General features: G+C 63.4%; 25 protein-coding genes. 10 read left to right on the top strand and 15 right to left on the bottom strand.

The features are described from left to right. The first annotated feature begins 79 nt into the window (after positions 1-79). Positions 80-550, top strand: a complete 471-nt coding sequence (locus G3N95_RS13650) for an EVE domain-containing protein (RefSeq protein ID WP_205970528.1) — start codon at positions 80-82, stop codon at positions 548-550. A 197-nt stretch (positions 551-747) separates the two neighbouring features. Continuing rightward, positions 748-1,470, top strand: coding sequence for an SIMPL domain-containing protein (locus G3N95_RS13645; RefSeq protein WP_205970527.1), 723 nt, complete (start codon positions 748-750; stop codon positions 1,468-1,470). Positions 1,471-2,208: 738 nt separating this feature from the next. Here the strand turns inward: G3N95_RS13645 and lgt are convergent. Both lgt and G3N95_RS13635 read right to left on the bottom strand, forming a co-directional pair. Further along, complete coding sequence (gene lgt / locus G3N95_RS13640; RefSeq protein WP_205970526.1) at positions 2,209-3,111, bottom strand: prolipoprotein diacylglyceryl transferase; 903 nt, start codon at positions 3,109-3,111, stop codon at positions 2,209-2,211. A 70-nt stretch (positions 3,112-3,181) separates the two neighbouring features. Next, a complete protein-coding gene (locus tag G3N95_RS13635; RefSeq protein WP_205970525.1) occupies positions 3,182-4,135 on the bottom strand; it encodes a LysR family transcriptional regulator in 954 nt (317 codons plus the stop codon). 188 nt (positions 4,136-4,323) lie between these two features. Between G3N95_RS13635 and ilvD the strand changes: the two genes are divergently transcribed. After that, positions 4,324-5,997 carry a dihydroxy-acid dehydratase gene (gene ilvD, locus G3N95_RS13630; RefSeq protein WP_205970523.1) on the top strand — a complete coding sequence of 558 codons (1,674 nt, stop codon included), beginning with the start codon at positions 4,324-4,326 and terminating at the stop codon, positions 5,995-5,997. Between the two features lie 157 nt (positions 5,998-6,154). Next, positions 6,155-6,481 (top strand): c-type cytochrome, encoded by a 327-nt coding sequence (locus G3N95_RS13625; RefSeq protein ID WP_205970522.1) that lies wholly within the window; start codon positions 6,155-6,157, stop codon positions 6,479-6,481. 55 nt (positions 6,482-6,536) lie between these two features. On the opposite strand, the gene G3N95_RS13620 is transcribed toward G3N95_RS13625, so the two are convergent. From G3N95_RS13620 to G3N95_RS13610, 3 genes are all read right to left on the bottom strand, one after another. Next, complete coding sequence (locus G3N95_RS13620; RefSeq protein ID WP_205970521.1) at positions 6,537-7,247, bottom strand: DUF2486 family protein; 711 nt, start codon at positions 7,245-7,247, stop codon at positions 6,537-6,539. Between the two features lie 93 nt (positions 7,248-7,340). Further along, positions 7,341-7,757: a DNA polymerase III subunit chi gene (locus G3N95_RS13615; protein ID WP_205970520.1), complete on the bottom strand. Its 417-nt coding sequence runs from the start codon at positions 7,755-7,757 to the stop codon at positions 7,341-7,343. A 46-nt stretch (positions 7,758-7,803) separates the two neighbouring features. Next, a complete protein-coding gene (locus G3N95_RS13610; RefSeq protein ID WP_205970519.1) occupies positions 7,804-9,315 on the bottom strand; it encodes a leucyl aminopeptidase in 1,512 nt (503 codons plus the stop codon). A gap of 137 nt (positions 9,316-9,452) precedes the next feature. Here G3N95_RS13610 and lptF point away from each other — a divergent pair, with 137 nt between their 5' ends. The 3 genes from lptF to G3N95_RS13595 are packed head-to-tail and all read left to right on the top strand — an operon-like array spanning position 9,453 to position 12,124. Further along, positions 9,453-10,565, top strand: coding sequence for an LPS export ABC transporter permease LptF (lptF, locus tag G3N95_RS13605; RefSeq protein WP_205970518.1), 1,113 nt, complete (start codon positions 9,453-9,455; stop codon positions 10,563-10,565). Between the two features lie 3 nt (positions 10,566-10,568). After that, the gene (gene lptG, locus G3N95_RS13600) at positions 10,569-11,717 is read left to right on the top strand and encodes an LPS export ABC transporter permease LptG (RefSeq protein WP_205970517.1); all 1,149 of its coding nucleotides are present in this window, start codon (positions 10,569-10,571) and stop codon (positions 11,715-11,717) included. A gap of 29 nt (positions 11,718-11,746) precedes the next feature. Next, the gene (locus G3N95_RS13595; RefSeq protein WP_205970586.1) at positions 11,747-12,124 is read left to right on the top strand and encodes a CbiX/SirB N-terminal domain-containing protein; all 378 of its coding nucleotides are present in this window, start codon (positions 11,747-11,749) and stop codon (positions 12,122-12,124) included. A 351-nt stretch (positions 12,125-12,475) separates the two neighbouring features. Here the strand turns inward: G3N95_RS13595 and bla are convergent, their stop codons facing one another. The 7 genes from bla to G3N95_RS13560 form a co-directional block, all read right to left on the bottom strand. Next, on the bottom strand, positions 12,476-13,372 hold the full coding sequence (gene bla / locus G3N95_RS13590; protein WP_205970516.1) for a class A beta-lactamase: 897 nt from the start codon (positions 13,370-13,372) through the stop codon (positions 12,476-12,478). Positions 13,373-13,502: 130 nt separating this feature from the next. Next, entirely contained in the window at positions 13,503-14,267 is a 765-nt protein-coding gene (gene cobA / locus G3N95_RS13585) for a uroporphyrinogen-III C-methyltransferase (RefSeq protein WP_205970515.1), read from the bottom strand. 35 nt (positions 14,268-14,302) lie between these two features. After that, entirely contained in the window at positions 14,303-15,619 is a 1,317-nt protein-coding gene (locus G3N95_RS13580) for a GTP-binding protein (protein WP_205970513.1), read from the bottom strand. 25 nt (positions 15,620-15,644) lie between these two features. After that, positions 15,645-16,607 (bottom strand): sulfate adenylyltransferase subunit CysD, encoded by a 963-nt coding sequence (gene cysD / locus G3N95_RS13575; RefSeq protein WP_205970511.1) that lies wholly within the window; start codon positions 16,605-16,607, stop codon positions 15,645-15,647. Positions 16,608-16,712: 105 nt separating this feature from the next. Further along, positions 16,713-17,453 (bottom strand): phosphoadenylyl-sulfate reductase, encoded by a 741-nt coding sequence (locus G3N95_RS13570; RefSeq protein ID WP_205970510.1) that lies wholly within the window; start codon positions 17,451-17,453, stop codon positions 16,713-16,715. Further along, the gene (locus tag G3N95_RS13565) at positions 17,450-17,995 is read right to left on the bottom strand and encodes a DUF934 domain-containing protein (RefSeq protein WP_205970509.1); all 546 of its coding nucleotides are present in this window, start codon (positions 17,993-17,995) and stop codon (positions 17,450-17,452) included. Before G3N95_RS13565 ends, G3N95_RS13570 begins: the two co-directional genes overlap by 4 nt. Positions 17,996-18,012: 17 nt before the next feature. Further along, the gene (locus G3N95_RS13560; RefSeq protein WP_205970508.1) at positions 18,013-19,692 is read right to left on the bottom strand and encodes a nitrite/sulfite reductase; all 1,680 of its coding nucleotides are present in this window, start codon (positions 19,690-19,692) and stop codon (positions 18,013-18,015) included. Between the two features lie 237 nt (positions 19,693-19,929). Between G3N95_RS13560 and G3N95_RS13555 the strand changes: the two genes are divergently transcribed. Then, on the top strand, positions 19,930-20,871 hold the full coding sequence (locus G3N95_RS13555; protein ID WP_012401617.1) for a CysB family HTH-type transcriptional regulator: 942 nt from the start codon (positions 19,930-19,932) through the stop codon (positions 20,869-20,871). Positions 20,872-20,936: 65 nt separating this feature from the next. Further along, positions 20,937-22,121, top strand: a complete 1,185-nt coding sequence (locus G3N95_RS13550) for an ABC transporter substrate-binding protein (RefSeq protein WP_205970507.1) — start codon at positions 20,937-20,939, stop codon at positions 22,119-22,121. Positions 22,122-22,177: 56 nt separating this feature from the next. Here G3N95_RS13550 and G3N95_RS13545 read toward each other — a convergent pair whose 3' ends face one another. Continuing rightward, positions 22,178-23,566, bottom strand: a complete 1,389-nt coding sequence (locus G3N95_RS13545; RefSeq protein ID WP_205970506.1) for a hypothetical protein — start codon at positions 23,564-23,566, stop codon at positions 22,178-22,180. 166 nt (positions 23,567-23,732) lie between these two features. Between G3N95_RS13545 and G3N95_RS13540 the strand changes: the two genes are divergently transcribed. Then, positions 23,733-23,990: a hypothetical protein gene (locus G3N95_RS13540; RefSeq protein ID WP_205970505.1), complete on the top strand. Its 258-nt coding sequence runs from the start codon at positions 23,733-23,735 to the stop codon at positions 23,988-23,990. A 15-nt stretch (positions 23,991-24,005) separates the two neighbouring features. Here G3N95_RS13540 and G3N95_RS13535 read toward each other — a convergent pair whose 3' ends face one another. Both G3N95_RS13535 and G3N95_RS13530 read right to left on the bottom strand, forming a co-directional pair. Further along, positions 24,006-25,151 carry a Gfo/Idh/MocA family oxidoreductase gene (locus tag G3N95_RS13535; RefSeq protein ID WP_205970503.1) on the bottom strand — a complete coding sequence of 382 codons (1,146 nt, stop codon included), beginning with the start codon at positions 25,149-25,151 and terminating at the stop codon, positions 24,006-24,008. 47 nt (positions 25,152-25,198) lie between these two features. Continuing rightward, a complete protein-coding gene (locus G3N95_RS13530; protein WP_205970502.1) occupies positions 25,199-26,248 on the bottom strand; it encodes a sugar phosphate isomerase/epimerase family protein in 1,050 nt (349 codons plus the stop codon). Between the last annotated feature and the right edge of the window lie 16 nt (positions 26,249-26,264).

The raw sequence follows: 26,264 nt of genomic DNA, 5'->3' as shown, positions 1-26,264 counted from the left end.
CATGCAAGCGTCGTGCGCCGTGTGACAAGCAGTTGACTGTTCCCCGATCACTTTCCTCTCCCTCACGTTCAATCGACTCATGCGCTACTGGCTGATGAAGTCCGAACCGGACGAAGCAAGCATCGACGATCTCGCGAACGCGCCGCAGCGCACGCTGCCGTGGACGGGCGTGCGCAACTATCAGGCGCGCAACTTCATGCGCGACATCATGAAGGTCGGCGACGGCGTGCTGTTCTATCACTCGAGCTGCCCGGAGCCGGGCATCGCGGGCATCGCCGAGGTGTCGTCCACGCCCTACCCCGACCCGACCCAGTTCGATCCGAAGAGCCCGTACTACGACGAGAAATCGAACCGGGAAACGCCGCGCTGGACGCTCGTCGACGTCGTGTTCCAGAAGAAGATCGCGCTGATCCCGCTGGCCGAGTTGCGCGAGCATCCCGAACTCGCCGACATGCGCGTGCTCGCGAAGGGCAACCGTCTGTCGATCACGCCCGTCACGGAAGCCGAATGGGCGTTCATCACGAAGCGGCTCGCGAAGCGCGCAGCATGAATGCGCGATGAGCGTTTTCGCTCGGCGCATGACAATTAGTTTCGAGCGAGATTTGAAGAGAGACTCGGGGAACCAGACGACCCTTTCAGGCGCCTAATCGCCTCGCAAGCGTCATGCCACTCGCGCCGAGCGAACCCGGCGGCAAACGTATGCGCCGATGCATGCACGCACAACCTGCTCAACGAAGGAGTCGAACAATGACGAAAAAATCCGCGCTCGTGTGGACGCTCGCGGCGCCGCTCGCACTCGCGCTCACGGCCGCTGCGGCCAATGCGCAAACCGTTGTGCAGCAGTATCAGCCGGCCGGTGTGCTGTCGCTGAACGCGCAGGCTAGCGCCGAAGTGCCGCAGGACGTCGTCGACATCACGCTGTTCTACGAACAGGAAGCGAGCGATCCGTCGTCGTTGACGGGCACGCTGAACCAGCATGCCGACCAGGCGTTGCAAAAGGCCAAGGGCGTGAGCGGCGTGACGGCGCGCACGGGGTCGTTCTCGATCTATCCGTCGACGGATCGCGATGGACGCATTTCCGCGTGGCGCGGCCGCACGGAGATCGTGCTGGAGTCGCACGACTTCGCGGCGGCGTCGAAGCTCGCGGGACAGATTGCTTCGATCATGCAGGTTGGCAATGTGCAGTTCTCTTTGTCGCCGGAGGCGCAGCGTGCTGCCGAGCAGAAGCTGACGGGTCAGGCAATCGCTTCCTTCAAACAGCAGGCGACGGCGTCGGCGCAGGCGTTTGGCTACAGCGGCTATACGATCCGCGAAGTGAGCGTCGGGCATAGCGGCGGCGTACCGCCGCGGCCCGTGATGATGATGAGCATGCGGTCGGATGTGAGCGCTAAGGCCGCTGCTCCTGTGCCTGTCGAGGGTGGGACTTCGACTGTGACCGTTAACGTGTCTGGGTCCGTGCAGATGAAGTGATGTTTTTATGTCTGCGACGCTAGTCGCCGTTTTGGGGTTTTTTTGCTGGCATCCGCGTTGTGCCTTCGTACTTCATGCGTTGCCCCTGTGCGGGGCGGCACCTACTTTTCTTTGCAGCGGCAAAGAAAAGTAGGCAAAAGAAAGCCGCTCACACCGCCAGCTTTTGTACTTGCCTGCGGGCCCCCAACCGGTCCCGCACTCCACACGGCAACCCATCGTTTTGCGCCCGTTGCCAGCGCCTTGAACAGGCGCATCACCCTCTCCAATCACCCACAGTGCAGCCAGCGGCAGCGATTCATCTGCGCCGCCCAGGTGGCAAACTATGTGTAGGCCATCGCGACGTAGATGCACCACTCCGGACGAAAAAACGGGATCGGTGTCGTAGGAACGCGAACGCATACGGTGCGACAGCCTACACACAGTTTGCCACCTGGGCGGCGGTGAACGCTTGGTAAGGCAGGCCGTGACGCGGGAATGTGAAGCGCGTGATGCGTCCAGTTAGCACGCTGGCAACGGGCGCAAGCGAGCACGTTGCCGCGTGAAGCGTAAGAACAGTTGGGGGCCCGCAGGCAACAACAAGGATTGGCGGTGTGAGCCCGCTTTCTTTGCTTACTTTCTTTGCGGCGGCAAAGAAAGTAAGTGCCGCCCCGCACAGGGGCAACACTAGCGAACCAGAGGCATCACGCGGACGCCAGCCTCAAAAAAAACCTAAACAGAGCGACTAGCGTCGCAGACAAACTAAACACCGGCAACCTGCGCGGCCGAGCGCCCATTCCTCCGATACGCCCACAACAACATAACGACACCGCCGATGATCATCGGCAGCGAAAGCCATTGCCCCATCGACAACCCAAGCGCCAGCAACCCAAGAAAATCATCCGGCTCCCGAGCGAACTCGACGGTAAACCGCGCAAGCCCATACCCAATCAGAAACACGGCCGATGCAGCACCTACAGGCCGCGGCTTCCGCGAAAAGAACCACAGCACAAGAAACAGCACGACACCTTCGAGTGCGATCTCATACAACTGCGACGGATGTCGCGGCAACATGTGATATTGCGCGAATACATCGGCGAGATGCCATTGCGCAGCCTGCGCCGGATGCGCAGCAAGCCAGCCCGCGTCTTCGTTCGCGGCGCCCGGGAACAGCATCGCCCACGGCGCATCGGGCGAAGTCACACGCCCCCACAACTCGCCATTGATGAAGTTGCCGAGGCGCCCCGCCGCAAGACCCGTCGGCACCATCGGTGCGACGAAGTCCGTCACCTGCAGCCACGTGCGCTTGCGCTGCCATGCAAACAGAATCATCGCGAGCGTCACGCCGAGAAAGCCGCCGTGAAACGACATGCCGCCTTCCCAGACCTTGAAGACATCGAGAGGATGCGCGAAGTACCAACTCGCCTTGTAGAACAGCACGTAGCCCAGGCGCCCGCCGAGGATCGTGCCGAGCACGCCGTAAAACAGCATGTCGTCGATGTCCTTCGGCGTCCAGCCTTGCGCGGCGACGTGCGGCAGACGCAGCCGCAGCCGGCCCACGACGATCGCCATGACAAAGGCGACCAGATACATCAGGCCGTACCAGCGGACGGCGAGCGGCCCCAGATGGATGGCGACGGGATCGAAATTCGGGTGGATGTGCATCGTATCGTTATAGGGGTTCGGGAAATCTGAGACTCAAGCGCATTGGACGCATGCAACAGCAAAGCGTTCGCTAGACGGCGAGCACATCGGCATGCGCACGCACGATGTCGATGAAACCGGCCAGCACGGGACTCGCTTCCGCCGCGCGCCACACGAGCCCCGTGACCACGGCAGGCACCGCCTCGCGCAACGGACGATACACGACACCCGTGCGCCGCAGGTTACGCAGCGATTGCGGCACCAGTGCGACGCCCATGCCCGCCGACACGAGACTCACGATCGTCTGCATCTGGATCGCTTCCTGGCCGACCCGCGGCGTGAGACCGGCCGCGCCGTAGCAATCCATAATGATGTCATAAAAGCCTGGGGCCAGACGCCTTGGGAAGACCACGAGGGGCACATCGCCCGCTTGCGCGAGGCTCAACGGTTCATCACGCCATTCGGCAGCACCCTCGTCAGCGCCCTCGATGCGCGCCGCCATCTCCGTCGACATCGCGATCACCAGCGGCTCGCGCGCGAGCGGCAGCCACGACAGTTGCGATGCATAGCGCGGCGGCAGCGGCCCGATCACGAGGCCCGCGTCGATGCGGCCCGCGACCAGTTCGTCGATCTGCACGTCGCTGGTCGCTTCGAGCAGTTCGAGCCGCACGCGCGAATAACGCGTGCCGAATTCGCGTAACAGCGGCGGCAGCAGCCCGTAGTCCGCCGTCGACACGAACGCCAGCGACAACACGCCCGCCTCGCCGCGAGCCAGACTCTGCGCGAACGGCCGCAACCCTTCCGCGCCCGCGAGCAAACGCCTCACCTCGGGCAACAGGTCCGCGCCGACGGGCGTCAGCTCGACCGAGCGCTTCGTGCGCGCGAACAACTCGACGCCGAGCGTGTCTTCGAGCGCACGGATCGCCTGCGACAGCGGCGGCTGCGTCATCGATAGCCGCGCCGCCGCGCGTCCGAAGTGCTTCTCTTCGGCGACGGTCACGAAGTAGCGCAGCTGGCGCAGGTCAGGCATCGATGGCAGGCTCATTGATACATTTTACGACCTAATCACCCATGAATAATATATTGGACATTCTTTTCCCCGCACTCCATTCTTGTCCAACGCGCCGCCCGAACTAGACTAGAGAACTGCGCCGGAACCCGCGTGAGGCCGTTGCGCCGCACGCGGACCGCGAGCACGGCGGCGCATCACAAAACAACTGGATGGAGCTCCCCATGCCGTACAACCGTCGTTCGAAGAACATCACGCAAGGCGTCGCGCGTTCGCCGAACCGCTCGATGTATTACGCGCTCGGCTACCAGAAGGCAGACTTCGACAAGCCGATGATCGGCGTCGCCAACGGCCACTCGACCATCACGCCGTGCAACGCGGGCCTGCAACGCCTCGCCGACGCCGCCGTCGAAGCCGTCAAGCGCAGCGACGCGAATCCGCAGACGTTCGGCACGCCGACCATTTCGGACGGCATGTCGATGGGCACGGAAGGCATGAAGTACTCGCTCGTGTCACGCGAAGTGATCGCCGACTGCATCGAGACCTGTGTGCAGGGTCAGTGGATGGACGGCGTCGTCGTGATCGGCGGCTGCGACAAGAACATGCCGGGCGGCATGATCGGCCTCGCGCGGATGAACGTGCCGGGTATTTACGTGTACGGCGGCACCATCAAGCCGGGCAACTGGAAAGGCACCGACCTGACCATCGTGTCGTCCTTCGAGGCAGTGGGCGAGTTCACCGCGGGCCGCATGTCGCAGGAAGATTTCGAAGGGGTCGAGCAGAACGCCTGCCCGACCACGGGCTCGTGCGGCGGCATGTATACGGCCAACACGATGAGTTCGTCATTCGAAGCGCTCGGCATGTCGCTGATGTATTCGTCGACCATGGCGAACCCGGATCAGGAGAAAGTCGATTCGGCGGCCGAGTCGGCGCGCGTGCTGGTCGAAGCCGTCAAGCAGGATCTCAAGCCGCGCGACATCATCACGAAGAAATCGATCGAAAACGCCGTCGCGCTGATCATGGCGACGGGCGGCTCGACCAACGCCGTGCTGCACTATCTGGCCATCGCGCACGCGGCGGAAGTGGAATGGAGCATCGAAGACTTCGAGCGCATGCGCAAGAAGGTGCCCGTCATCTGCGATCTGAAGCCGTCGGGCAAGTACGTCGCCACCGATCTGCACAAGGCCGGCGGCATCCCGCAGGTACTCAAGCTGCTGCTCGATGCGGGCATGCTGCACGGCGACTGCATGACGATCACGGGCAAGACGATCGCCGAAGAACTGAAGGACGTGCCGGCCAAGCCGCGCGCGGACCAGAAGGTGATCTATCCGATCGACCAGGCGCTCTACAGCGAAGGCCATCTGGCCATTCTCAAGGGCAATCTCGCGGAAGACGGCGCGGTCGCGAAGATCACCGGGCTGAAGAACCCCGTCATCACAGGGCCGGCGCGCGTATTCGACGACGAGCAAAGCGCGATGGAAGCCATCCTCGCCGACAAGATCAAGGCGGGCGACGTGGTCGTGCTGCGCTATCTCGGCCCGCAAGGCGGCCCCGGCATGCCGGAAATGCTCGCGCCGACATCGGCGATCATCGGCAAGGGACTGGGCGAGTCGGTCGGCCTCATCACGGATGGCCGTTTCTCGGGCGGCACGTGGGGCATGGTGGTGGGACACGTCGCGCCGGAAGCATTCGTCGGCGGCACGATCGCGCTCGTTCAGGAAGGCGATTCGATCACGATCGACGCACACAAGCTGCTGTTGCAGTTGAACGTCGACGACGGCGAACTGCAGCGCCGCCGCGCCGCATGGAAGCAGCCCGCGCCGCGCTACACGCGCGGCGTGCTGGCCAAGTTCGCGGCGCTCGCGAAACCGGCCAACAAGGGCGCCGTCACGGGCTGACGCATCGACGGGAAGCGTCGCGTCACTGACGCGGCGCAGCATCGCCAGCCGACAAGCCATGCTTCGATTGACGAAGGGGCACACGGATCGCCGTGTGCCCCTTTGCTCTTATAATGCGTCCACCACGAGCCGGCCATAGTCACCGGCGGAGACCACAATGAAATCGAAGTCGTATGCAGCATGCGTGCTGGCAGGCACTTTGGCATTCACGGGCGCGGCGCGCGCTGAGCCGGCTCAGGGGCTTGCGCTGGCACAGAAGCAGAACTGCATGAGTTGCCATTCGGTGACGCGGCAATTCATGGGACCGTCGCTGCACGATGTCGCCGCGAAATACGCGTCGCGCAGCGACGCCGTTCATTACCTCACGCACAAGATTCTCGAAGGCAGCGCAGGCGTCTGGGGCCCGGTGCCGATGCCCGCGAACACCCAGCTCACGCCGGACGAAGCCACCTCGCTGGCAAGCTGGATCCTGACGCTCAAATAACCGCGCGCCGCTTAGTTGCTCGTTACTTGCTCGTTACTTGCTCGTTACTTGCCCGTTACTTGCCCGTCGTCGAGTTGCCGAGTTCTTCGCGAATCGCTTCGCGCACCCAGCTAAGCATCTCCGTTTCCAGCGCGAGCGCAACTTCGCGGGTGATCTGATTGACGAGCCAGATCGTGTGATCCTGGAAGGCATCACGACAACGCGCCTCGATCAGATTCCTTCCATCTCCTTTCAGATACGTCGCGAAACGGCCGCGCAGGCGCTCGGCCAGTACGTCGGCGTCGTAGTCGGATGTGGCAGCGGGCACGCTTGCGGGCTGCTCCGGCGCCGAATCCGGAGCGGGCGGCGCGACGTAGCGCTCGGCCGTCGAGCCCGACGTGAATTCCGCTTCGCCCGGTACGAACTGTGCAGGCTCGCGCGCCGGCGCATGCGGCGCTTCGTGCAAGGGCTGGGCGACGGGTTCGTCGGACTGCAGCGCGTGGCCACTCGGGACTTCGGGCGACTCGTAGACGGAATCGAGCACGGGCACGTCGTCATCGTCGGCGGGCGGCGCTGCCGGTTCGACTTGTGCCGACTCGTGCGCGTCATGGGCCGCTTCATGCGCCGCTTCATGCCCCGCCCGATGCTTGCGCGCATGCGAACCCTCATGCTCATGCGAGCCGCTGCGCTTGTGGCGCTTCGTTTTCGCATGCGGGTCGTGCCCCGCCTCCATCACGTCGGTCAGAAGGGGGATGTCTTGATCGGAAGGATCGGAAGATTGGGACACGAAAACACTCCCTTTAAAGATCGGACACGCCGGTTCTGCACCTATCGGACAAGACCGCGGGACAACACCGCGCATCGAGCGAACAGGAACCGGTCAGGCGCCCTGCTTGTAGTTGTTCAAAGCATAGCCGCGATCGCGATAGAAGCGATAGCGGTCGCGCCCCGCAGCCAGTTCGTCGGGCGCGTTGCCGACGATTTCCAGCAGGCGCTCGAAGCGCGCGAACTGCGGCGGCACGGTCGCGCTCAGATTCAACAGTATCTGATGATGCGGCACGTCGTCGAGCGACGACGCCAGCACGATGGGCGTTTGCGCCGCGAGAGGACTCGCCGCGAGGCAGTGCGGGATGAAATCGAGTGCGGAAAAAGTCCACAACTGCTCGTCAAACGCGCGCAGACGCGGCGGCTCGGCCAGCACGACGAGCGGCTGGCCGGCCTGATACGCCTTGCGCACGAGACGGCATGCATACACCAGCGAATCGCCGACGTTCGAATGAAAGTCGATTCGGGTCATCGGCGATCCTGGTTCACTACCTTACGTACGATCGAACTGCGATGCGTCATTGTGCGGCGCGGTCGATCAGGAACTGCGCGAGCAGCGGCACGGGACGGCCCGTCGCACCCTTCGCAGCGCCGCTCTTCCACGCGGTGCCCGCGATGTCGAGGTGCGCCCACGGATACGCTTCCGTGAAGCGCGACAGGAAGCACGCCGCCGTCACGCTACCCGCCGGACGGCCGCCGATGTTCCCGATGTCAGCGAAATTCGACTTGAGCTGATCCTGGTACTCGTCGTCGAGGGGCAGGCGCCATGCCGGGTCGGACGCTTCCTTCGAAGCGTCGAGCAGTTCGCCCGCAAGCGCGTCGTCCTTCGAGAACAGGCCGCTGTTGTGATGGCCGAGCGCGATGATGCAGGCGCCCGTCAGCGTCGCGATGTCGATCACGGCGGCCGGCTTGAAGCGCTCGGCGTAGGTGAGCGCGTCGCACAAAATCAGGCGCCCCTCCGCGTCCGTGTTCAGCACTTCGATCGTCAGGCCCTTCATGCTGGCGACGATGTCGCCCGGCTTGGTTGCGTTGCCCGCGGGCATGTTCTCGCAGGTCGGAATGATGCCGACCACGTTCAGCTTCAGGCCCATTTCGGCGACCGCGCGCAGCGTGCCGAGCACCGAGCCCGCGCCGCACATGTCGTACTTCATCTCGTCCATGCTGTCGCCGGGTTTCAGCGAAATGCCACCCGTGTCGAACGTGATGCCCTTGCCGACCAGCACGACGGGCGCGGCCTTCGCGGCGCCGCCCTGATACTGGAGGACGATGAATTGAGGCGGCTCGACGGAACCCTGAGTGACCGCGAGGAACGAGCCCATCTTCAGCGCTTCGATCTGCTTCTGGCCGAGCACCTCGACCTTCAGCTTCCAGTCTTTCGCGAGCTTCTTCGCGGTGTTGCCGAGATAGGTGGGCGTACAGACGTTGCCCGGCAGATTGCCCAGATCTTTCGTGAGATCCATGCCGTTCGCGAGCGCGACGCCCTGCTTGACGGCAACCTTCGCGAGCTTCTCGTCCGCCGCGTCGACACTGAACACGATGCGCTTCAGCGCACGCGTGCTGGTGTCGGGCTTGCTCTTCATCTGCGTGAACTTGTAGGTCAACTCGCGCAGCGCGAGGATCGCGGCGCGCACCGCCCAGTCGGACGAACGCTCCTTGACGGGCGCCTGCGCCAGCGTGAAGGTGACCTGTGCGACCTTCGTGCCGAGGATCGCGCGCCACGCGGCGCGCACGGCGTCGCCGTAGACCTTCTGTGTGAACGAATCCTGCTTGCCAAGGCCGACGAGCAGCACGCGCGACGCGCCGATGCCCTGCACCTCATGCAGGAAGACCGTGCTGCCCGTCTTCCCGTCCATGTCGCCCGCCTTGATGATGCGCGTGAGCAGTCCCTTGGTGGCAGCGTCGATTTCCAGCGCCGCGCCCGACAGCGTCTGCGATTCGAAGACGCCGATCACGATGCAATCCGATTTGCCGGTAAGGAACCCGTTGGTCGAGCCTTTGCTCCAATCACAGGCTTTTATGCTAAAGTCCATCGCGCTTGTCCTCGGATAAAATCTGGGCTTAGGATGAAAGCCGCAATTATCCGCTATTTTTCCCGCGGCGGCTGCACGAAAGGCGTGATGGGGCCCAACCCCGCCGTCTACCGGAGCGCGCCCTCTCTTCATCAACCATGATTTTTGAACGCTCTCTCCAGCGCGAACTGGCGTACACGGCTGGTGCCGTGTTCATGGTTTTGCTCACGCTGGTTCTGACGACGATGATGATCCGCATCGTCGGCTTCGCGGCGTCAGGTGAAATCGACCCGCGCGACGTGCTCGTGCTGATCGGCCTGACGGTCATCGGCTATCTCGCGATCATGCTGGTCGCGACGCTGTTCGTGTCGATCCTGTTCGTGCTCACGCGCTGGTACAAGGATTCCGAAATGGTCGTGTGGCTCGCCTCGGGCGTGAGCCTCGCGCGCTTCATCAAGCCAATCGGTCTGTTCGCGACGCCCATCATCATTCTGATCGCATTCTTCGTGTTCGTCGGCTGGCCGTGGTCGAACCAGCAGAGCAAGCTGATCCGCGCGCGCTTCCAGCAGCGCGACGAGGTCTCGCTGCTCGCGCCGGGCCAGTTCCGCGAATCGGCTACGAGCCATCGTGTGTTCTTCATCGAGAAGATGTCGCCCGACCAGGGCCACGTCGAAAACGTGTTCGTCACCAGCACCGAGAACGGCAAGCTGAACGTGGTCGTGTCGAAGAACGGCCACACGGAAACGCACAAGAACGGCGACCGCTTCGTCGTGCTCGAAAACGGCCGCCGCTATGACGGCGAACCGGGCCATCCCGACTTCCGCATCATGGAGTTCGAGCGCTACGGCGTGAAGATCCAGAGCCAGCCGGTGGTCAGCACGCCGACCACGACGGGCACGCCGACGCTCGATCTGTTCCGCGACCCGACCCGCCAGAATCTCGCCGAGTTCGCATGGCGCGCGGGTCTGCCGCTGATCGCGATCAACCTGATGCTGCTCGCCATTCCCCTCGCGCACCAGAATCCGCGCCGCAGCCGCACGATCAACCTCGTGATGGCCGTGCTGATCTATCTGACCTATTCGAACCTGCTGAACGTCGTGCAGTCGTGGATCGAGCAGGGCAAGATGTCGTTCGGCGTGGGTCTCGTGGGACTGCATATTCTCGTCTCGCTGATCGTGGTGTTCATTTTCTGGCTGCGGGTACGCAACCGGCCGCTCTTCACGCGAGCCATGTTCAGCCGCTCGGCTGACCGCTCGACGCAGGGGGCGTAACCGATGCGCATCTATGAAAAGTATTTCGCGCGTCAGGTCTACCTCACGTTCGTTTTCATTCTGTTCGCGTTTTCAGGTCTGTTCTTCTTCTTCGACCTGATCAACGAACTGAACTCGGTCGGCCACGGCAACTACAAGTTCCAGTACGCGGTGCTGCGCGTCGCGCTGCAGACACCGTCGCGCTTCTACGAAATCATCCCCGTCGCCGCGCTGATCAGCGCGATCTACGTGTTCGCGCAGATGGCGGCGAATTCCGAGTACACGATTTTCCGCGTGTCCGGTCTCGCGACGAATCAGGCGCTGCGTTCGCTGCTGAAGATCGGCATTCCGCTCGTGTTCCTGACGTACCTGATCGGCGAAGTGGTCGGACCGTACACGGACCAGCTGTCGGAGCGCGTACGTCTCGAGGCGCTGGGCTCGTCGGTGTCGAGCAACTTCGAGTCGGGCGTCTGGGTGAAGGACACGCTGACGGCGCGTGCCGACGGCGAGCAGGTGACGCGCTTCGTGAACGTCGGACAGTTGCAGCCCGACGCGACGATCTCGAACGTGCGCATCTACGAATTCGATTCGAAGTTCCGCCTGTCGAACGTGCGCATCGCGAAGTCGGGCAAGTATCAGCCGCCCGGCCACTGGCTGCTGACGGACGTCACCGACACGCAGTTGATCGACGTCGCGCAGGACGCCAGCAAACCCGCCGATGCGTTGAACCCGGTGTATCGCGCGAAGCAGGTGACGTTGCCGGAATATTCGCTGCGCTCGGAACTCACGCCGCAGATTCTGTCGGTGCTGCTGGTCGCGCCGGAACGGATGTCGATGTTCAACCTGTTCCGCTACATCCAGCATCTGACCGAGAATCATCAGGACACGCAGCGCTACGAGATCGCGTTGTGGCGCAAGCTGCTGTATCCGTTCGCGGTGTTCGTGATGCTGGTGCTGTCGCTGCCGTTCGCGTATCTGCATACGCGTGCCGGCGTGGTCGGCATGAAGGTGTTCGGCGGGATCATGCTGGGGATGAGCTTTCAGCTGTTCAATACGCTGTTCTCGCATATCGGTAATCTGAATACCTGGCCTGCGCCGTTGACGGCCGCGACGCCGGCTTTGATCTATCTCGTGCTCGGCCTGGTCGGGCTGAAGTGGGTTGATCGGCACTAGCTTTTTCTTCTTTGCGGGGCGCTCGGATGATGGGATCTCATGGAATCGTGCTGTTCGCGCATGGGGCCCGCGATGCTCGCTGGGCTGAGCCCTTTGAGCGGCTCTCCGCGCGTCTTGTCGCGTTGCGGGGGGCCTCTGCGGGGCCCGTCTCCCTCGCGTTTCTCGAACTCATGACGCCGGATTTGCCTACGGCAGTGGCGGCGCAGGTCGCCAATGGCGTTTCTGTCGTTACCGTCGTGCCGGTTTTCTTCGGACAAGGCGGGCATATCCGGCGTGACTTGCCCGTCATTCTCGATGAGTGTCGCGCCGCGCATCCTTCTCTAGACATTCGGTGTTCGACTGCCGTCGGCGAAGATGACGACGTCATCGAGGCGATTGCTGCTTATTGCCTGCGGCAGGCTTTCTGAGTTTTTTTCGCCGGCATCAGCGTTGTGTTGTCGATGGCATCCGCGCTATGCCTTCGTACTTCATGCGTTGCCCCTGTGCGGGGCGGCACCTACTTTTCTTTGCAGCGGCAAAGAAAAGTAGGCAAAAGAAAGCCGCTCACACCGCCAGTGCTTGACGTTTTCCCAAGGGCTCTCGACGTCCCCACCCTTCATGCGGCAACGTGCTTGTCTTTGTCCGTTGCCCGCGCTCTAACCATCGCCCCACCCGCTTGACCCGCTGCTCCAGCGGATTGTGTCATCGCTCGCGCCGGACCTCTTGCCGCAAACCGTGTGCAAGTTGTCGCGCCGCCATTGCCGCCGCATATCCCCGAATCACCGCAAAGCATCGAAGACGATCCGCGCTGCCTCATCCACGATTTCGTCCTGCGGCGGCGTTTCCTTCGGCGTCACGCCCGTGAAGTAGATCGCGACGACCAACGGCGCCGACGATGGCGGATACACCACCGCAACGTCGTTCGCCGTGCCGTAATCTCCACTCCCCGTTTTGTCCGCAACCTGCCAACCTGAATTCGGCACGGCCGCGCGGATGCGCGTTGCGCCCGTCGTATTGCCCAACATCCACGCCTTCAACTGCTCGCGCTCGCGCGAACCCAGCACGTCGTCTGCGAGCAGCAGTTTCTGCGCGTCGAGCATCATCGCGCGCGGTGAAGTGGTGTCGCGCATGTCGCCCGGCACCGATGTATTCACTTCGGTTTCTTTGCGTACGAGATCGAACCACGTATCGCCGATCGACAGCGCAAACTGGTTCAACACCTCCGGCCCGCCAAGCGCCGTCAGCAACAGATTGGCCGCCGTGTTGTCGCTGTGCTGGAGCGCCGCCGCGCTCAACTCGCCTATCGTCATCCCCTCGCCTGAGCGCCCCTTCGTCACTGGGGAATTGGCGACGAGTTCCGCATCGCCGTATCGGATGCGCTCGTCGAGCAAGCCGCGTTCGGCCATGCTGCGCTTCAGGATCAATGCGACGGCCAGCAGCTTGAAGGTGCTGCACATCGGAAAACGCTCCGACTCCCGATAGCCGACATACGCACCGTCCGACGTTCTGAGCGCCGCGACGCCCAGGCGGCCGCCACTCGACGCCTCCAGCTGTTCGAACCGCTCGCGCGCAGCAAGATTGATCGATACGGAAGAAGCAGGCTGCGCACGCGCGCCGATCATCGGACCAGCCGCAAGCGCAATCAACAGCGAACGACGCAAGGAAGAAAAAGACATGAGCAAAGGCTGAATGCAAAGCGAAAGGAAAGCTTAACGCAATGCACGTGCCCGGCCCACAGATCGACCAAAGACAATCGGCCGCATTCACTCGCGCGAATGCGGCCGATCTAGTAGAGACCGCGACGACTCAGGCAACTCGTAACGCAGCCTCGTCGTGCTCACCGGTGTGCGACTGGCCAGCCGCCACTCTCTCCGCAAACGCCTCGCCGATCATCAGAAGCGAAGGTTGCGACGGATCGAGCCACAACTGTGCCTCGCCCGCTGCAAGACCATCGAGCGTCAGCGTCAGCATGCGCTCGCGCGGCGTCGAACAGGCTTCGACGATCGCCACGGGCGTCGACCCGGCACGGCCCGCGTCGATCAACTGCTGCGCGATCTCAGGCGCGCTGTCGCGGCCCATGTAGAACACCAGCGAGTCGGCATTCACCTGCTCGCGAATCTCGGCGGAATCCGGCGCACGGCTATGAGTCGCAAGCGCGACGCTGCGCGACACGCCACGCAGCGTCAACGAGCGGCGCAGCGAAGCCGCGCTCGCCAGCGCCGCCGTGATGCCCGGCACGACTTCGTATTCAATGCCCGCAGCTTCGAGCGCACGCATTTCTTCGTCGGCGCGACCGAACAGCATCGGATCGCCGCCCTTCAACCGCACGACGACGTCATGCTCGCGCGCGGCATCGACGATCTGCTTGTTGATGAAGTGCTGCGCCGTCGATCGCTTGCCGCAGCGCTTGCCCACCGCGATCTTGCGCGCATGCGGCGCGTAGTCGAGCATCGCCGGCTCGACGAGCGCATCGTGCAGCACGACATCGGCGCGTTCCAGCAGCCGCGCGCCGCGAACCGTGATGAGGTCCGCCGCACCCGGCCCCGCGCCGATCAGATACACCTTACCCATTTGCTGGCTCCGTTCCGCTGCGAACTTCAAACGCTTCAGGCGGAAACCGAACGGATCATGCCCGCCGCGACGGTGTGATGCGTCGCTTCGTCGATCAGCACGAAGGCGCCCGTGCCCGGATGCGCGTCGTACTCGTCGGCGACGATCGGTTTTTGCAGCGTCAGCGACACGCGGCCGATATCGTTCATCGCCAGTTCGTGGCGGTCCGTCGCGTGCGACAGCGTATGCACGTCCAGCACCTGCTGAATGCCGCCGACGCGCGCGAACACCGTGTTCGTGGTCTGCTTCAGCAGATACTTGCGAGCCGTCGACAGCGGCGTCTCGTCGAACCAGCACAGGTCCGCTTCGAGCTTCTTCGCCGGCTGCACGGGCGTGGAAGCGAGCACGAACGTGTCGCCGCGCGAGACGTCGACGTCTTCCGCGAGGCGGATCGTCACCGTCTGGCCCGCGAACGCGCGGTCCACCTGCGCCGTGCCGCCCGGCACAGGCGCGATGATTTCAGCGACAGTCGCCGCACGGTTCGCCGGCAGCACGGCGATCGAATCGCCGAGCTTCACTTCGCCCGATTCGATGCGGCCCATGTAGCCGCGGAAGTCGTCGGCCTGGCTGCCGTCCTGACGCGCGACCCATTGCACCGGGAAACGCAGCGCTTCATGCGTTGCGGTATCGACGGGCAGTGCTTCGAGTACGTCGAGCAGCGGCTCGCCCGCATACCACGGCATGCGTTCGCTCGCCGTCACGATGTTGTCGCCCTTCAGTGCCGACACGGGCACGAAGCGCACGTCGCTCAAACCGAGCTGGCGCGCGAGCGCGACATACGCATCGCGAATCTCGTTGAAGCGCGCTTCGCTGTACTCGACGAGGTCCATCTTGTTGATCGCGACGATCACGTGCTGCAAGCCGAGCAGCTTGACGATGGCGCTGTGGCGCTTGGTCTGCGGCAGCAGTTGCGCTTCGTTGTTCTCGAACGTGACGCGCGTCGCGTCGACGAGAATGATGGCCGCGTGCGCCGTCGATGCGCCCGTCACCATGTTGCGCGTGTACTGCTCGTGGCCCGGCGTGTCGGCGATGATGAACTTGCGCTTCGCCGTGGCGAAGTAGCGGTACGCGACGTCGATCGTGATGCCCTGTTCGCGCTCGGCTTCGAGGCCGTCCGTCAGCAGCGACAGATCGATTTCGTCGCCTACGGTGCGCTTGTTCTTCGCGCGCGACAGCGCCGACAGCTGGTCCGACAGCACAGCCTTGCTGTCGTACAGCAGGCGGCCGATCAGCGTGCTCTTGCCGTCGTCGACGCTGCCTGCCGTGATGAAGCGAAGCACGCCGAGGTCTTCAGGTTGATGCGTAGTGCTCATGTTGACTCTTTCCTCTGCGTGCTCTTTAGAAATAACCTTGCTTCTTGCGCTGTTCCATCGCCGCTTCCGACGTCTGGTCGTCCATGCGCGTCGCGCCGCGCTCCGTGATTTCCGTCACGGCCGTTTCAGCGATGATCTTCTCGACATCGTCGGCATCGCTTTCGACCGGGCACGTGCAGCTGATATCGCCCACCGTGCGGAAGCGCACCAGCGCTTCTTCGCTCGACTCGCCTTCGCGGATCGGCGTGAGCGGCGTCACGGGCACAAGCAGGCCGTTGCGGCGCACGATCTCGCGCTTGTGCGCGTAGTAGATGGACGGCAGTTCGAGGTTCTCGCGGGCGATGTATTGCCACACGTCGAGTTCCGTCCAGTTCGAGATCGGGAACACGCGCAGGTGCTCGCCCTGATGCAGACGCGCGTTATACAGGCTCCACAGTTCCGGGCGCTGCGCCTTCGGATCCCACTGGCCGAATTCGTCGCGGAACGAGAAGATGCGCTCTTTCGCGCGCGCCTTTTCTTCGTCGCGGCGCGCACCGCCGATCATCGCCGTGTAGCCGTATTGCTCGATGGTTTCGAGCAGCGTGACGGCTTGCGCGGCGTTGCGCGAATCCGTTTCGCGGCGCAGACGCACGGTGCCGCGCTTGATCGAATCTTCGACGTGACCGACCACCAGTTCCGCGCCGATCTCTTGCGCGCGACGGTCGCGGAAATCGATCACTTCATCGTAGTTGTGACCCGTGTCGATGTGCACGAGCGGGAACGGCAGCTGCGTCTTGCGGTTCGCGCCGAGGCCGAACGCCTTCAACGCGAGCGCCAGCACGACGACGGAGTCCTTGCCGCCCGAAAACAGCAGCGCAGGCTTGCTGCATTCGGCAACGAGTTCGCGCAGGATGTGAATCGACTCAGCCTCGAGCCAGTCGAGGTGATCCATCCGGTTCGCCGTCACGGACAGCGGTGCGTTGAGATTCGAATCGAGCGTCGTGCTCATGTTTGGGTCCTTCGTTGGTTCGTGTCGCATGATCAGGTTCTCACCAGATGCGTGCGACACGTAAAGATTCAATCGAAATCTGCGTCGTCGGCGTGGCGATGCACATCAGGCGGAGGCGTTTTCGCCGATCACCGTGACCGGGATCGTCGTGATGTGCAAGCCGCATTCCTTCGTATCGCGCGATTCCCACCACCAGCGCCCTGCCCGGCTGTCTTCGCCGGGGCGCACGGCGCGCGTACACGGCTCGCAGCCGATGCTCGGATAGCCGCGCGCATGCAGCGGATTCACGGGCACATCGAAAGCCTTCAGGTAAGCCCATACATCGGCTTCCGTCCAGTCGGCGAGCGGGTTGTACTTCGCGATGTTGCGAGCGCCGTCCTGCTCTTCCTCGTGCAGTTCCGCGCGCGTCACCGACTGCTCGCGACGCTGCCCCGTCACCCACGCGCCGACTTCGGCGAGCGCGCGGTTCAGCGGCTCGACCTTGCGGATTTCGCAGCAACGCTTGCGCAGATCGACGCTTTCGTAAAACGCATTCAGACCGTGCTGCGTGACGTATTCGTCGACGGCGGCCGCTTGCGGATGAAACTGTTCGATCTCGTAGCCATAGCGCTCGCGCACGCGGTCGATCATACCGAGCGTCTCCGCATGCAGGCGACCCGTATTCAGCGAGAAGATGCCAATCTTTACGCCGCGCGACAGAATCGCGTGCGTCAGCAGCATGTCTTCCGCTGCGAGGCTGCTGGCGAACTTGACCACCTCGTGACGCTGGCCGATCGAATCGAGCAGCGCGTCGAGTCGTTCGATCTTCGCCTGAAGTTCGGGCGTGATAGCGGCGGCGTCTGTCATGCCGTTGCCTTTTGCGCAGCAGCGGCCGCTTCGCGTCGACGGAACAGCGGCGACGGATCGTCAAAGGCGCCCTGGTATTGCACCGTGAATTCGGTGAACGCCTTAAGCGCGTCGTTGAGATCCTTGTCCGCACGCAGCGCGTACGCGTTGAAGCCGCAACGCTCGTAGAAGCGGATCTGGTCGCGCAGCACGTCGCCGATCGCGCGGATCTCGCCCTTGTAGCCATAGCGCTCGCGCAACAGGCGCGCGGTGCTGTAGCCACGGCCGTCGCGGAACACGGGAAAGTCGACCGCGATCAGCGCGAGCTTGTCGAAGTCCGCGACGATGTCGGCCGGTTCGCTGTCCGGCGCGAGCCACACGCCGATTTCCTGCGCGCCGCGCGAGGCCGTCAGTTCGTCACGCGAGGCTTGCCACAACGCGAGGGGAACAATGATCTTGCCGGCGGGCAAGGCGCTCACTTCGGGCAGCGCGCCGTCTTCGGCTGCGCGGACAACCGTGAAGTCATCGTTGACGATTGCGCGGTCCTTGATAATCGATGCCATCTTTTGATCCCTTGCCGTTACGCGTGAGCCGGTTGACGCGATGCGTACACGCGTTCCTTGAACGGTGCGATGCCGATGCGGTTGTACGTGTCGATGAAGCGTTCGCCGTCGATACGGTTTTCGACGAACGTGTCGATCACCTTCGACACCACGTCCGGCATTTCTTCCGCCGAGAACGACGGGCCGATCACGCGGCCGAGCTTCGCACCGTCCGCACCCGTGCCCTGCTCACCGCCGAGCGACACCTGGTACCACTCGGAGCCGTCCTTGTCGACGCCCAGCACGCCGATGTTGCCGACGTGGTGGTGACCGCACGAGTTCATGCAACCGGAGATGTTCAGCGACAGGTCGCCGAGGTCATACACGAAGTCCGCGTTGTCGAAGCGCTCCTGGATGGCTTGCGCAATCGGAATCGACTTCGCGTTCGCGAGCGAGCAGAAATCGCCGCCCGGGCACGCGATGATGTCGGTCAAGAGGCCGATGTTCGGCGTCGCGAAACCTTGCGCCTTCGCCTGTTCCCACAGCGCGTACAGATCGCGCTTCTTGACGTTCGCGAGGATCAGATTCTGTTCGTGCGACACGCGGATTTCGCCGAGCGAGTATTGATCCGCCCAGTCGGCGACAGCGTTCATCTGCGTGTCCGTTGCGTCGCCCGGTGCGATGTCGCGCGGCTTCAGCGAGATCGTCACCGACGAGTAGCCCGACACACGGTGCGGACGCACATTGCGCTCGACCCAGCGCGCGAACGGCTTGCTTTCGAGCAGATGCTTTTCGAACGAAGCGTCCGTGTCCGGCAACTTCTCGTACACGGGCGGCTGGAAGTATTGCGACACGCGCGCGACTTCGGCTTCCGTCAGCGTCGACGGACCGTCCTTCAGGTGTTGCCATTCTTCGTCGACCTGCTGCGCGAACTTCGCGGGCGACAGCGCCTTCACGAGAATCTTGATACGCGCCTTATACAGGTTGTCGCGGCGGCCATAGCGGTTGTACACGCGCAGCACGGCTTCGCAGTACGTCAGCAGGTGCTGCCACGGCAGGTCTTCCTTGATGATCGCACCGATGATCGGCGTACGGCCGAGTCCGCCGCCCGCGAGAATGCTCGCGACGACTTCGCCCGCGGCGTTCTTCTTCAGATAGACGCCCAGGTCGTGGATCTGCACCGCCGCGCGGTCTTCCTTCGTGCCGGACACGGCGATCTTGAACTTGCGCGGCAGCCACGCGAATTCGGGGTGGAACGTCGACCACTGGCGCATGATTTCCGCCCACGGACGCGGATCGACGATCTCGTCGGGCGCGACGCCCGCGAACTGATCGGCCGTGATGTTGCGGATGCAGTTGCCCGACGTCTGGATGCCGTGCATCTGGACAGACGCGAGCTTGCGCAGGATTTCAGGCGTGTCCTCGAGCTGGATCCAGTTGTACTGGATGTTCGAGCGCGTCGAGAAATGGCCATAGCCGCGGTCGTGCTCGCGCGCGATGGTCGCGAGCATACGCAGCTGGTCGCTGCGCAGGTTGCCGTACGGAATCGCGATGCGGTGCATGTACGCGTGGCGCTGCATGTACAGGCCATTCTGCAGGCGCAGCGGACGGAACTCTTCTTCGCTCAATTCGCCCGACAGGCGGCGACGAACCTGGTCGGCGTACTGCGCGACGCGTTCATCGACGATGGTCTGGTCGTACTGATCGTATTGGTACATTCGGGGACCCCAAGATTTGTGTTCGTCTCACACGACGCGGCGTTCCGGTTACGCTGCGCCTCGGATTCGTCTTACCAGTCAGCTTGGAGTGCGCCGGCAGCATGCCGTTTAGACGCATCTCTCATTTGCTAATGACAAAAACAGATATCCATATTGGAAAAACTGGACAAATCGTAATAAACTCGCCTTATATTTCAAACGACTAAAAAATTCTTTTGATATGCGGCGAGGTTATATATGAACCTGCATCAGTTCCGCTTCGTGCGCGAGGCCGTCCGCCAGAATTTCAACCTGACGGAGGCCGCCAAGGCGCTGTATACAAGCCAGCCTGGCGTCTCCAAGGCGATCATCGAGCTGGAAGACGAGCTGGGTGTCGAGATCTTCACACGGCACGGCAAACGCGTGCGCTCGCTGACGGAGCCGGGACGGATCATTCTGGCGTCCGTCGAGCGGATTTTGCAGGAGGTCGAGAGCCTCAAACGGGTCGGTAAAGATTACGCGGCCCAGGATCAGGGCAACCTCGTGATTGCCGCGACGCACACGCAGGCGCGCTACTCCCTGCCCGCCGCCATCGCCGAATTCAAGAAGCGCTTCCCGAAGGTGCACCTGTCGATCCTGCAGGGCAGCCCGACCCAGGTCGCCGAACTGGTGCTGCACGACCAGGCCGACGTCGCGATCGCGACGGAAGCGATCTCGACCTATAAGGAACTGGTGTCGCTGCCCTGTTTCACCTGGCACCATCTGGCCGTGATGCCCGCCGACCACCCGCTGCTGGAGCGCAAGCAGCTGTCGCTCGACGATCTGACCCAATATCCGCTGATCACCTACGACAATGCGTTCGCCGGTCGCACGAAGATCAACGACGCGTTCCGTCTGCGCGGGCTGCATCCCGACATCGTGCTCGAAGCAATCGACGCGGACGTGATCAAGACCTACGTCGAACTGGGTCTGGGCGTCGGCATCATGGCCGACATCGCGTTCAATGCCGAACGCGACCGCCATCTGCGCGCGATGCCCGTCGGGCACCTGTTCGGCAGCAACGTCACGCGTGTCGCGCTCAAGCACGGCGCGTATCTGCGCAGCTATGTGTACACGCTCGTCGAACTGCTGTCGCCGAACCTGAATCGCAGGCTGATCGAACAGGCGCTCAAGGGCGAGCACGAAACGTACGAGCTTTGAGTTTTTTGATTCGCTATAACAACAGCCGCGTTGGCCAAAAAGTTACCCGCCGGGAGATCTTTCGCATGTCGTCGCACAACAAGAACAAGCTGAGCAACACCTTGCGCCGTCTGACGCGCGCCGCCGCGATCGGCACGCTGTTCGCCGCCGCCGCCGCGCACGCGGACATCAAGGTCGGCATCGACCTGTCTAGCACGGGGCCCGCCGCCGCGATCGGCATCACGAGCAAGAACGCGATGCTGATGTGGCCGAAGACGATCGCCGGACAGCCGGCGCAATACATCGTGCTCGACGACGGCTCCGATCCGGGCGCGGCCGTGCGCAACATCCGCAAGCTCATCAACGAAGATCACGTCGACGTGATCGTCGGACCGAACATCACGCCGGCGGCGCTCGCCGCGCTCGATCCCGTCGCCGAAAGCCAGACGCCGATGATCACGCTGATCGGCTCGGCAAGCGTGGTCGAGCCGCAGGAAGGCAAGAAGATCTGGGCGTTCAAGATGGCGCAGACGGACAGCGCGATGGCCGACGTGATGACCCGCTACATGTCGAATCACAATGTGAAGACGGTCGGCTTCATCGGCTTCGCGGACAGTTACGGCGACAGCTGGCTCAACGAGTTCACGAAGTTCGCGGCGCTGCGCCACATTCAGGTGGTCGCGACCGAGCGCTTCAACCGCACGGATGCGAGCGTCACGGGCCAGATCCTCAAGCTGATGGCGGCGAAGCCCGATGCCGTGCTGATCGCAGGCGCTGGCACGCCGACGGTGCTGCCGCAGCGCACGCTCGTCGAGCGCGGCTATAAAGGCACGATCTATCAGACGCACGGCATTGCGACGCCCGAGTTCATCAAGCTCGGCGGCAAGGATGTCGAAGGCACCCTGTTTCCGACGCAGCCGGTCGTCGTCGCACGTACGCTGCCCGCCGATCATCCCGCGAAGAAGGCCGCGCTGGCTTTCGTCGATGCGTATGAAAAGCAATATGGACCGAACACGGTCACGCAGTTCGCGGGCGATGCGGCGGGTGTCTATCCGCGTCTGCAGGACGCCGTTGCGCGCGCGCTGAAGACGGCGCAGCCGGGCACGCCGGAGTTTCGCGCGGCGCTGCGCACGGAACTCGAACATGCGCATGAACTGGTGGTGCCGAATGGCGTCGTGAATACGAGCGCGAAGGATCACGTCGGCCTCGATCAGCGGGCGAGCGTGATGGGGATCATCAAGGGCGGGAAGTTCACCTACCTCAGCCAGTGAGCGTTTCGCGCGCCCGCGTCGACTAAAGCAAGGCGTGCGACCTGCCACGCCTGCTCTTACGACAGAAACGCGATCGCCTCGTCGATCACGCTGCGCCAGTCGCCCATCAGCGTCTGGCGCAGCGGCTTGAGATTCTCCATCCACGGCGAGCAGTCGCCATCCACGCCCCAACGCCATTCGCTTGCCAGGTTCAGCGGAACGATGGTCAGCTGGCCGAGCATCGCGCTCAGATTCGCGACGCCTGAATCGACGGCAACGACGGCGTCCAGTTGTTCGATGCACGCGGCCGTTTCCGCAAACGTCCTGATCCCCGGTTCATACACGCTGATGTTGCCCGACGGCATGCCGGCGAAGCTCTGCACGACAGGATGATGCAGGCTCACGAAATGCCGCTTCGCCGCAACCGACGGCTGCGTTACCAGATGATCGACTTCCGTCAGCGGCAAACTACGCCGGATCGCCGAACAACGCATCACCGCGCCGACTTCATGCGCATGCCGCTGGTTGCAGTCCCAGAAAATGCCGACCAGCGATTTACCGGGCTGAGCCGCGCGCAGATCGCTCGCCCACGCGGCAGCCGTCTCGCGCTCGCTCTCGGGGGCGCGCAGATAGGCCGGAAAAAACGGCGACGGCAGCGGCGACTGCTGCGCGGCCAGCAACGGCAGATGCAGCAGCGTCGCGTACAGATCGGGCGCGAACGCGCGCACCTCGTCGGCCAGCGCATCCGGTAACGGCTCGTCGTGTCGCAACGGACGCGTTGCGCTCACGACGTGGCAGTCGGGCAGCGACGCCTGCAACAGCGGATGCAGTTGAGCATCGCAGGTGATCATCAGCTCGGCGCCCGCCGCGCGCCACTGCGATATGCCGGAGAACAGCAGAAACTGATCGCCGAAACCCATCTGATGCACGATCAGCACGCGCTTGCCGCGCAGGTCCCGCTCACCCGACCATGCCGGTATATCGGCGGGCCGGTAACTGCCCGTGTCACCGCGATTGCGGGCGAGCCACGGCTCGAAGCCCGCCGGGCGCGACGTGCGCAGCAAGGCCTCGCCGTACAGATGCGCTGCCTTGTGCATGAACCATTCGCTTTCGGCCGCGGCCTGCTGCCACGCGTCGTGCAGCATGGGGATGCCGCGCTCGGTATCGCCCGACATGACGAGGCTCTGGCCGAGGCTCATCTTGTAGTAGGCGGGCCGCCACGGTAACGCCGCATGCTTGCGCCATGTCGCAACGGCATCGAAATGCCGACCCAGCAGCGTTAGCGCATTCGCATGCCAGTTCACGAAATGGAGATCCCGCGGCTCGATCGCGAGCGCGCGCTCGGTGTACGGCAGCAGTTCGTCGTCGCGCATGTCCTCGAGCAGCGCGACACAGACGGCGCGCAACCGTTCGATGTCGTCGGGCGCGTGGGCGAGCGCATCGAGAGCGTCCTGGAGTGAAGGCATGGCGAGTATCGCTTCGAGGTTTTCTACGCAACGCTGCTGGACCAGCGTGAACGTGATGGGAGGACTGATCGGCCAATGAAAACGGCCGACGACCGGCGGGCGAGTATACGTCGTAGAATCGTGCAGCGATCTCAAAAACTCAAGCACTGCACGGCAGCACCTCATCATGCGCACGACCCGAGCCATCCACGCCGTCGAACGGCTGAAGACCCGCAGCGGCAATCCTCGCTTTGCGGCGATCAGTTTGTCGGGCGGACTGTTCTATCTCGTCGACAAATCGAGCGGCACGGACCAGAAGGTGTCCGATCCGCTGCCGCTCGACGAGTTCGTCAAATTCGTCGACGATTACGGCCCGAAGAAGCCGCGCAAGGCGAGCAAGCTCGACCTCGCGTTCGAAGAACAGATCAAACGCAGCAAGAGCTGAATACGCGGCCGCACATCAGCCGTTTTTCACGCGTGAATACGCGAGCTTAGCGTGGCTTTCGAAAACGGCATCGATGAAACGCAAGCCCGCGACCCCGTCGTCGACGGTCGTCAGCAAACGGCTTTCGGGCGGCACGGGCAGGCCCGCGTCGATCGCTTCGATCTGCATCGCGGCGTCCTTATAGAGCTGCGCGAATGCTTCCAGATAACCTTCGGGATGCCCAGGTGGCACGCGCGTCGCGTGTCGCGCAACCGCGCTGTCGACACGCCCGCGCGTGAGCCTTTGCGTCGCGCCGCCCAATGGCGTGAACAGCAGTTCGTTCGGGTTCTCCTGATCGAACGCGATGCCCGCCTTCGTCCCATGAACGCGCAAACGCAGCGCGTTCTCCGCGCCGCTCGCCACCTGGCTCGCCCACAACATGCCGCGCGCGCCATTCTCATAGCGCAACATAGCCTGAATATGATCGTCGACCTGACGGCCTGCGACGAACGTATGCAATTCCGCGGCGATCTCGATCGGCAGCACGCCCGTCACAAACGCCGCGAGATGGTAGGCATGCGTGCCGATGTCGCCGAGACAGCCCGCCCGCCCCGCCTGCTTCGGATCGGTGCGCCATGCAGCCTGGCGGTTGTCGCCCGCGAGTTCGATCGGCTTTGCGAGCCAGTCTTGCGCATACTCGACCTGCACGACGCGCAGCTCGCCGATCTCGCCCGCCTCGACGAGTTCGCGCGCATGACGCGCCATCGGATAGCCAGAGTACGTGTGCGTCAGCGCGAAGAGCCGCTTCTTGTCGCGCGCGAGTTGCGCGAGCGCTTCGCCCTCTTCGAGCGTCATCGCCAGAGGCTTGTCGCAGATCACGTGGATGCCGGCATCGAGAAATGCCGTCGCCACGGGTGCATGCAAATGGTTGGGCGTGACGATCGACACCGCGTCGATGCCGTCGTCGCGAGCGGCTTCGGCGCGCGCCATCTCGTCCCAGCTCGCGTAGCTGCGCGCGACGCCGATCTCGTCGGCGCTGGCTTGCGCGCGCTGCGGATCGGACGACAGCGCGGCCGCCACCAGTTCGAAGCGATCGTCGATGCGCGCCGCGATCCGGTGCACCGCGCCGATGAACGCGCCCTGCCCGCCGCCGACCATGCCCAGCCTGAGTCTTCGTGTCATCGCGATCTGCTCCTGTTCGACGGGTTCGACGGGTTCGACCGCCGGCCTCAGAGCCCGAGTACGCGGTTCAATTGCGCCTGATCCGCGCCGCTGCCTGCGAAGTCATCGAACGCATGCTCGGCCACGCGGATGACGTGTCGACGGATGAAGTCGGCGCCTTCTCGCGCGCCGTCTTCGGGATGCTTCAGCGCGCACTCCCATTCGAGCACTGCCCAGCCCGGAAAATCGTACTGCGCCATCTTCGAGAAGATCGCGCCGAAATCGATCTGGCCGTCGCCCAGAGAACGGAAGCGTCCCGCGCGCTCGACCCACCCGCTATAACCGCCATACACGCCTTGCCGCCCATCGGGACGAAACTCGGCGTCCTTCACGTGAAAGGCCTTGATGCGCTCGTGATAGATATCGATGAACGCGAGATAGTCGAGTTGCTGCAACACGAAGTGGCTCGGATCGAACAGGATATTCGCGCGCCTGTGATTCTTCACGACCGAGAGAAACCGTTCGAAAGTGACGCCGTCGTGCAGATCCTCGCCCGGATGCAATTCGTAGCAGACGTCGACGCCGGCTGCGTCGAACGCATCGAGAATGGGCGTCCAGCGACGCGCGAGTTCGTCGAATGCCGCTTCGACGAGACCTGCGGGACGCTGTGGCCACGGATAGATATACGGCCACGCGAGTGCGCCCGAGAACGTCACGTGCGTCGTGAGCCCGAGACGCGCGGATGCCTGCGCGGCCCACTTCATCTGCTGCACGGCCCATTCGGTGCGCGCGGCGGGATTACCGCGCACATGCGGCGCGGCAAAGCCGTCGAACAGCACGTCATACGCAGGATGTACGGCGACGAGCTGACCTTGCAGATGCGTCGACAGTTCGGTGATTGCGACGCCCGCATTCGCGACGACGCCGAGCAGATCGTCGCAATACGTCTGGCTCGATGCCGCCTGTTCGAGATCGACGAGGCGCGGATCGGCGGGCACCTGAATGCCCTTGTAGCCGAGACTCGCGGCCCATTGTGCGAGATGCGCGAGATTGTCGAATGGCGCATCGTCTCCCATGAACTGCGCGAGAAAGATCGCCGGACCTTTGATCGTTTTCATCGTGCTGCTCCGTGTG

It is taken from the genome of Paraburkholderia sp. Tr-20389 (genome assembly GCF_017104565.1).
Taxonomy (GTDB): domain Bacteria; phylum Pseudomonadota; class Gammaproteobacteria; order Burkholderiales; family Burkholderiaceae; genus Paraburkholderia.
This window is presented reverse-complemented; position numbering and strand designations above follow the sequence as displayed.

Coding starts and splice junctions, on each gene's coding strand:
- G3N95_RS13580 (WP_205970513.1), bottom strand. CDS start 15,619: ATGAGCACTACGCATCAACCTGAAGACCTCGGCGTGCTTCGCTTCATC.
- G3N95_RS13570 (WP_205970510.1), bottom strand. CDS start 17,453: ATGACAGACGCCGCCGCTATCACGCCCGAACTTCAGGCGAAGATCGAA.
- lgt (WP_205970526.1), bottom strand. CDS start 3,111: ATGCACATCCACCCGAATTTCGATCCCGTCGCCATCCATCTGGGGCCG.
- G3N95_RS13535 (WP_205970503.1), bottom strand. CDS start 25,151: ATGACACGAAGACTCAGGCTGGGCATGGTCGGCGGCGGGCAGGGCGCG.
- G3N95_RS13560 (WP_205970508.1), bottom strand. CDS start 19,692: ATGTACCAATACGATCAGTACGACCAGACCATCGTCGATGAACGCGTC.
- G3N95_RS13555 (WP_012401617.1), top strand. CDS start 19,930: ATGAACCTGCATCAGTTCCGCTTCGTGCGCGAGGCCGTCCGCCAGAAT.
- G3N95_RS13565 (WP_205970509.1), bottom strand. CDS start 17,995: ATGGCATCGATTATCAAGGACCGCGCAATCGTCAACGATGACTTCACG.
- G3N95_RS13540 (WP_205970505.1), top strand. CDS start 23,733: ATGCGCACGACCCGAGCCATCCACGCCGTCGAACGGCTGAAGACCCGC.
- G3N95_RS13625 (WP_205970522.1), top strand. CDS start 6,155: ATGAAATCGAAGTCGTATGCAGCATGCGTGCTGGCAGGCACTTTGGCA.
- G3N95_RS13635 (WP_205970525.1), bottom strand. CDS start 4,135: ATGAGCCTGCCATCGATGCCTGACCTGCGCCAGCTGCGCTACTTCGTG.
- G3N95_RS13615 (WP_205970520.1), bottom strand. CDS start 7,757: ATGACCCGAATCGACTTTCATTCGAACGTCGGCGATTCGCTGGTGTAT.
- G3N95_RS13550 (WP_205970507.1), top strand. CDS start 20,937: ATGTCGTCGCACAACAAGAACAAGCTGAGCAACACCTTGCGCCGTCTG.
- lptF (WP_205970518.1), top strand. CDS start 9,453: ATGATTTTTGAACGCTCTCTCCAGCGCGAACTGGCGTACACGGCTGGT.
- G3N95_RS13645 (WP_205970527.1), top strand. CDS start 748: ATGACGAAAAAATCCGCGCTCGTGTGGACGCTCGCGGCGCCGCTCGCA.
- G3N95_RS13650 (WP_205970528.1), top strand. CDS start 80: ATGCGCTACTGGCTGATGAAGTCCGAACCGGACGAAGCAAGCATCGAC.
- bla (WP_205970516.1), bottom strand. CDS start 13,372: ATGTCTTTTTCTTCCTTGCGTCGTTCGCTGTTGATTGCGCTTGCGGCT.
- cobA (WP_205970515.1), bottom strand. CDS start 14,267: ATGGGTAAGGTGTATCTGATCGGCGCGGGGCCGGGTGCGGCGGACCTC.
- lptG (WP_205970517.1), top strand. CDS start 10,569: ATGCGCATCTATGAAAAGTATTTCGCGCGTCAGGTCTACCTCACGTTC.
- G3N95_RS13530 (WP_205970502.1), bottom strand. CDS start 26,248: ATGAAAACGATCAAAGGTCCGGCGATCTTTCTCGCGCAGTTCATGGGA.
- ilvD (WP_205970523.1), top strand. CDS start 4,324: ATGCCGTACAACCGTCGTTCGAAGAACATCACGCAAGGCGTCGCGCGT.
- G3N95_RS13595 (WP_205970586.1), top strand. CDS start 11,747: ATGGGATCTCATGGAATCGTGCTGTTCGCGCATGGGGCCCGCGATGCT.
- G3N95_RS13545 (WP_205970506.1), bottom strand. CDS start 23,566: ATGCCTTCACTCCAGGACGCTCTCGATGCGCTCGCCCACGCGCCCGAC.
- G3N95_RS13610 (WP_205970519.1), bottom strand. CDS start 9,315: ATGGACTTTAGCATAAAAGCCTGTGATTGGAGCAAAGGCTCGACCAAC.
- cysD (WP_205970511.1), bottom strand. CDS start 16,607: ATGAGCACGACGCTCGATTCGAATCTCAACGCACCGCTGTCCGTGACG.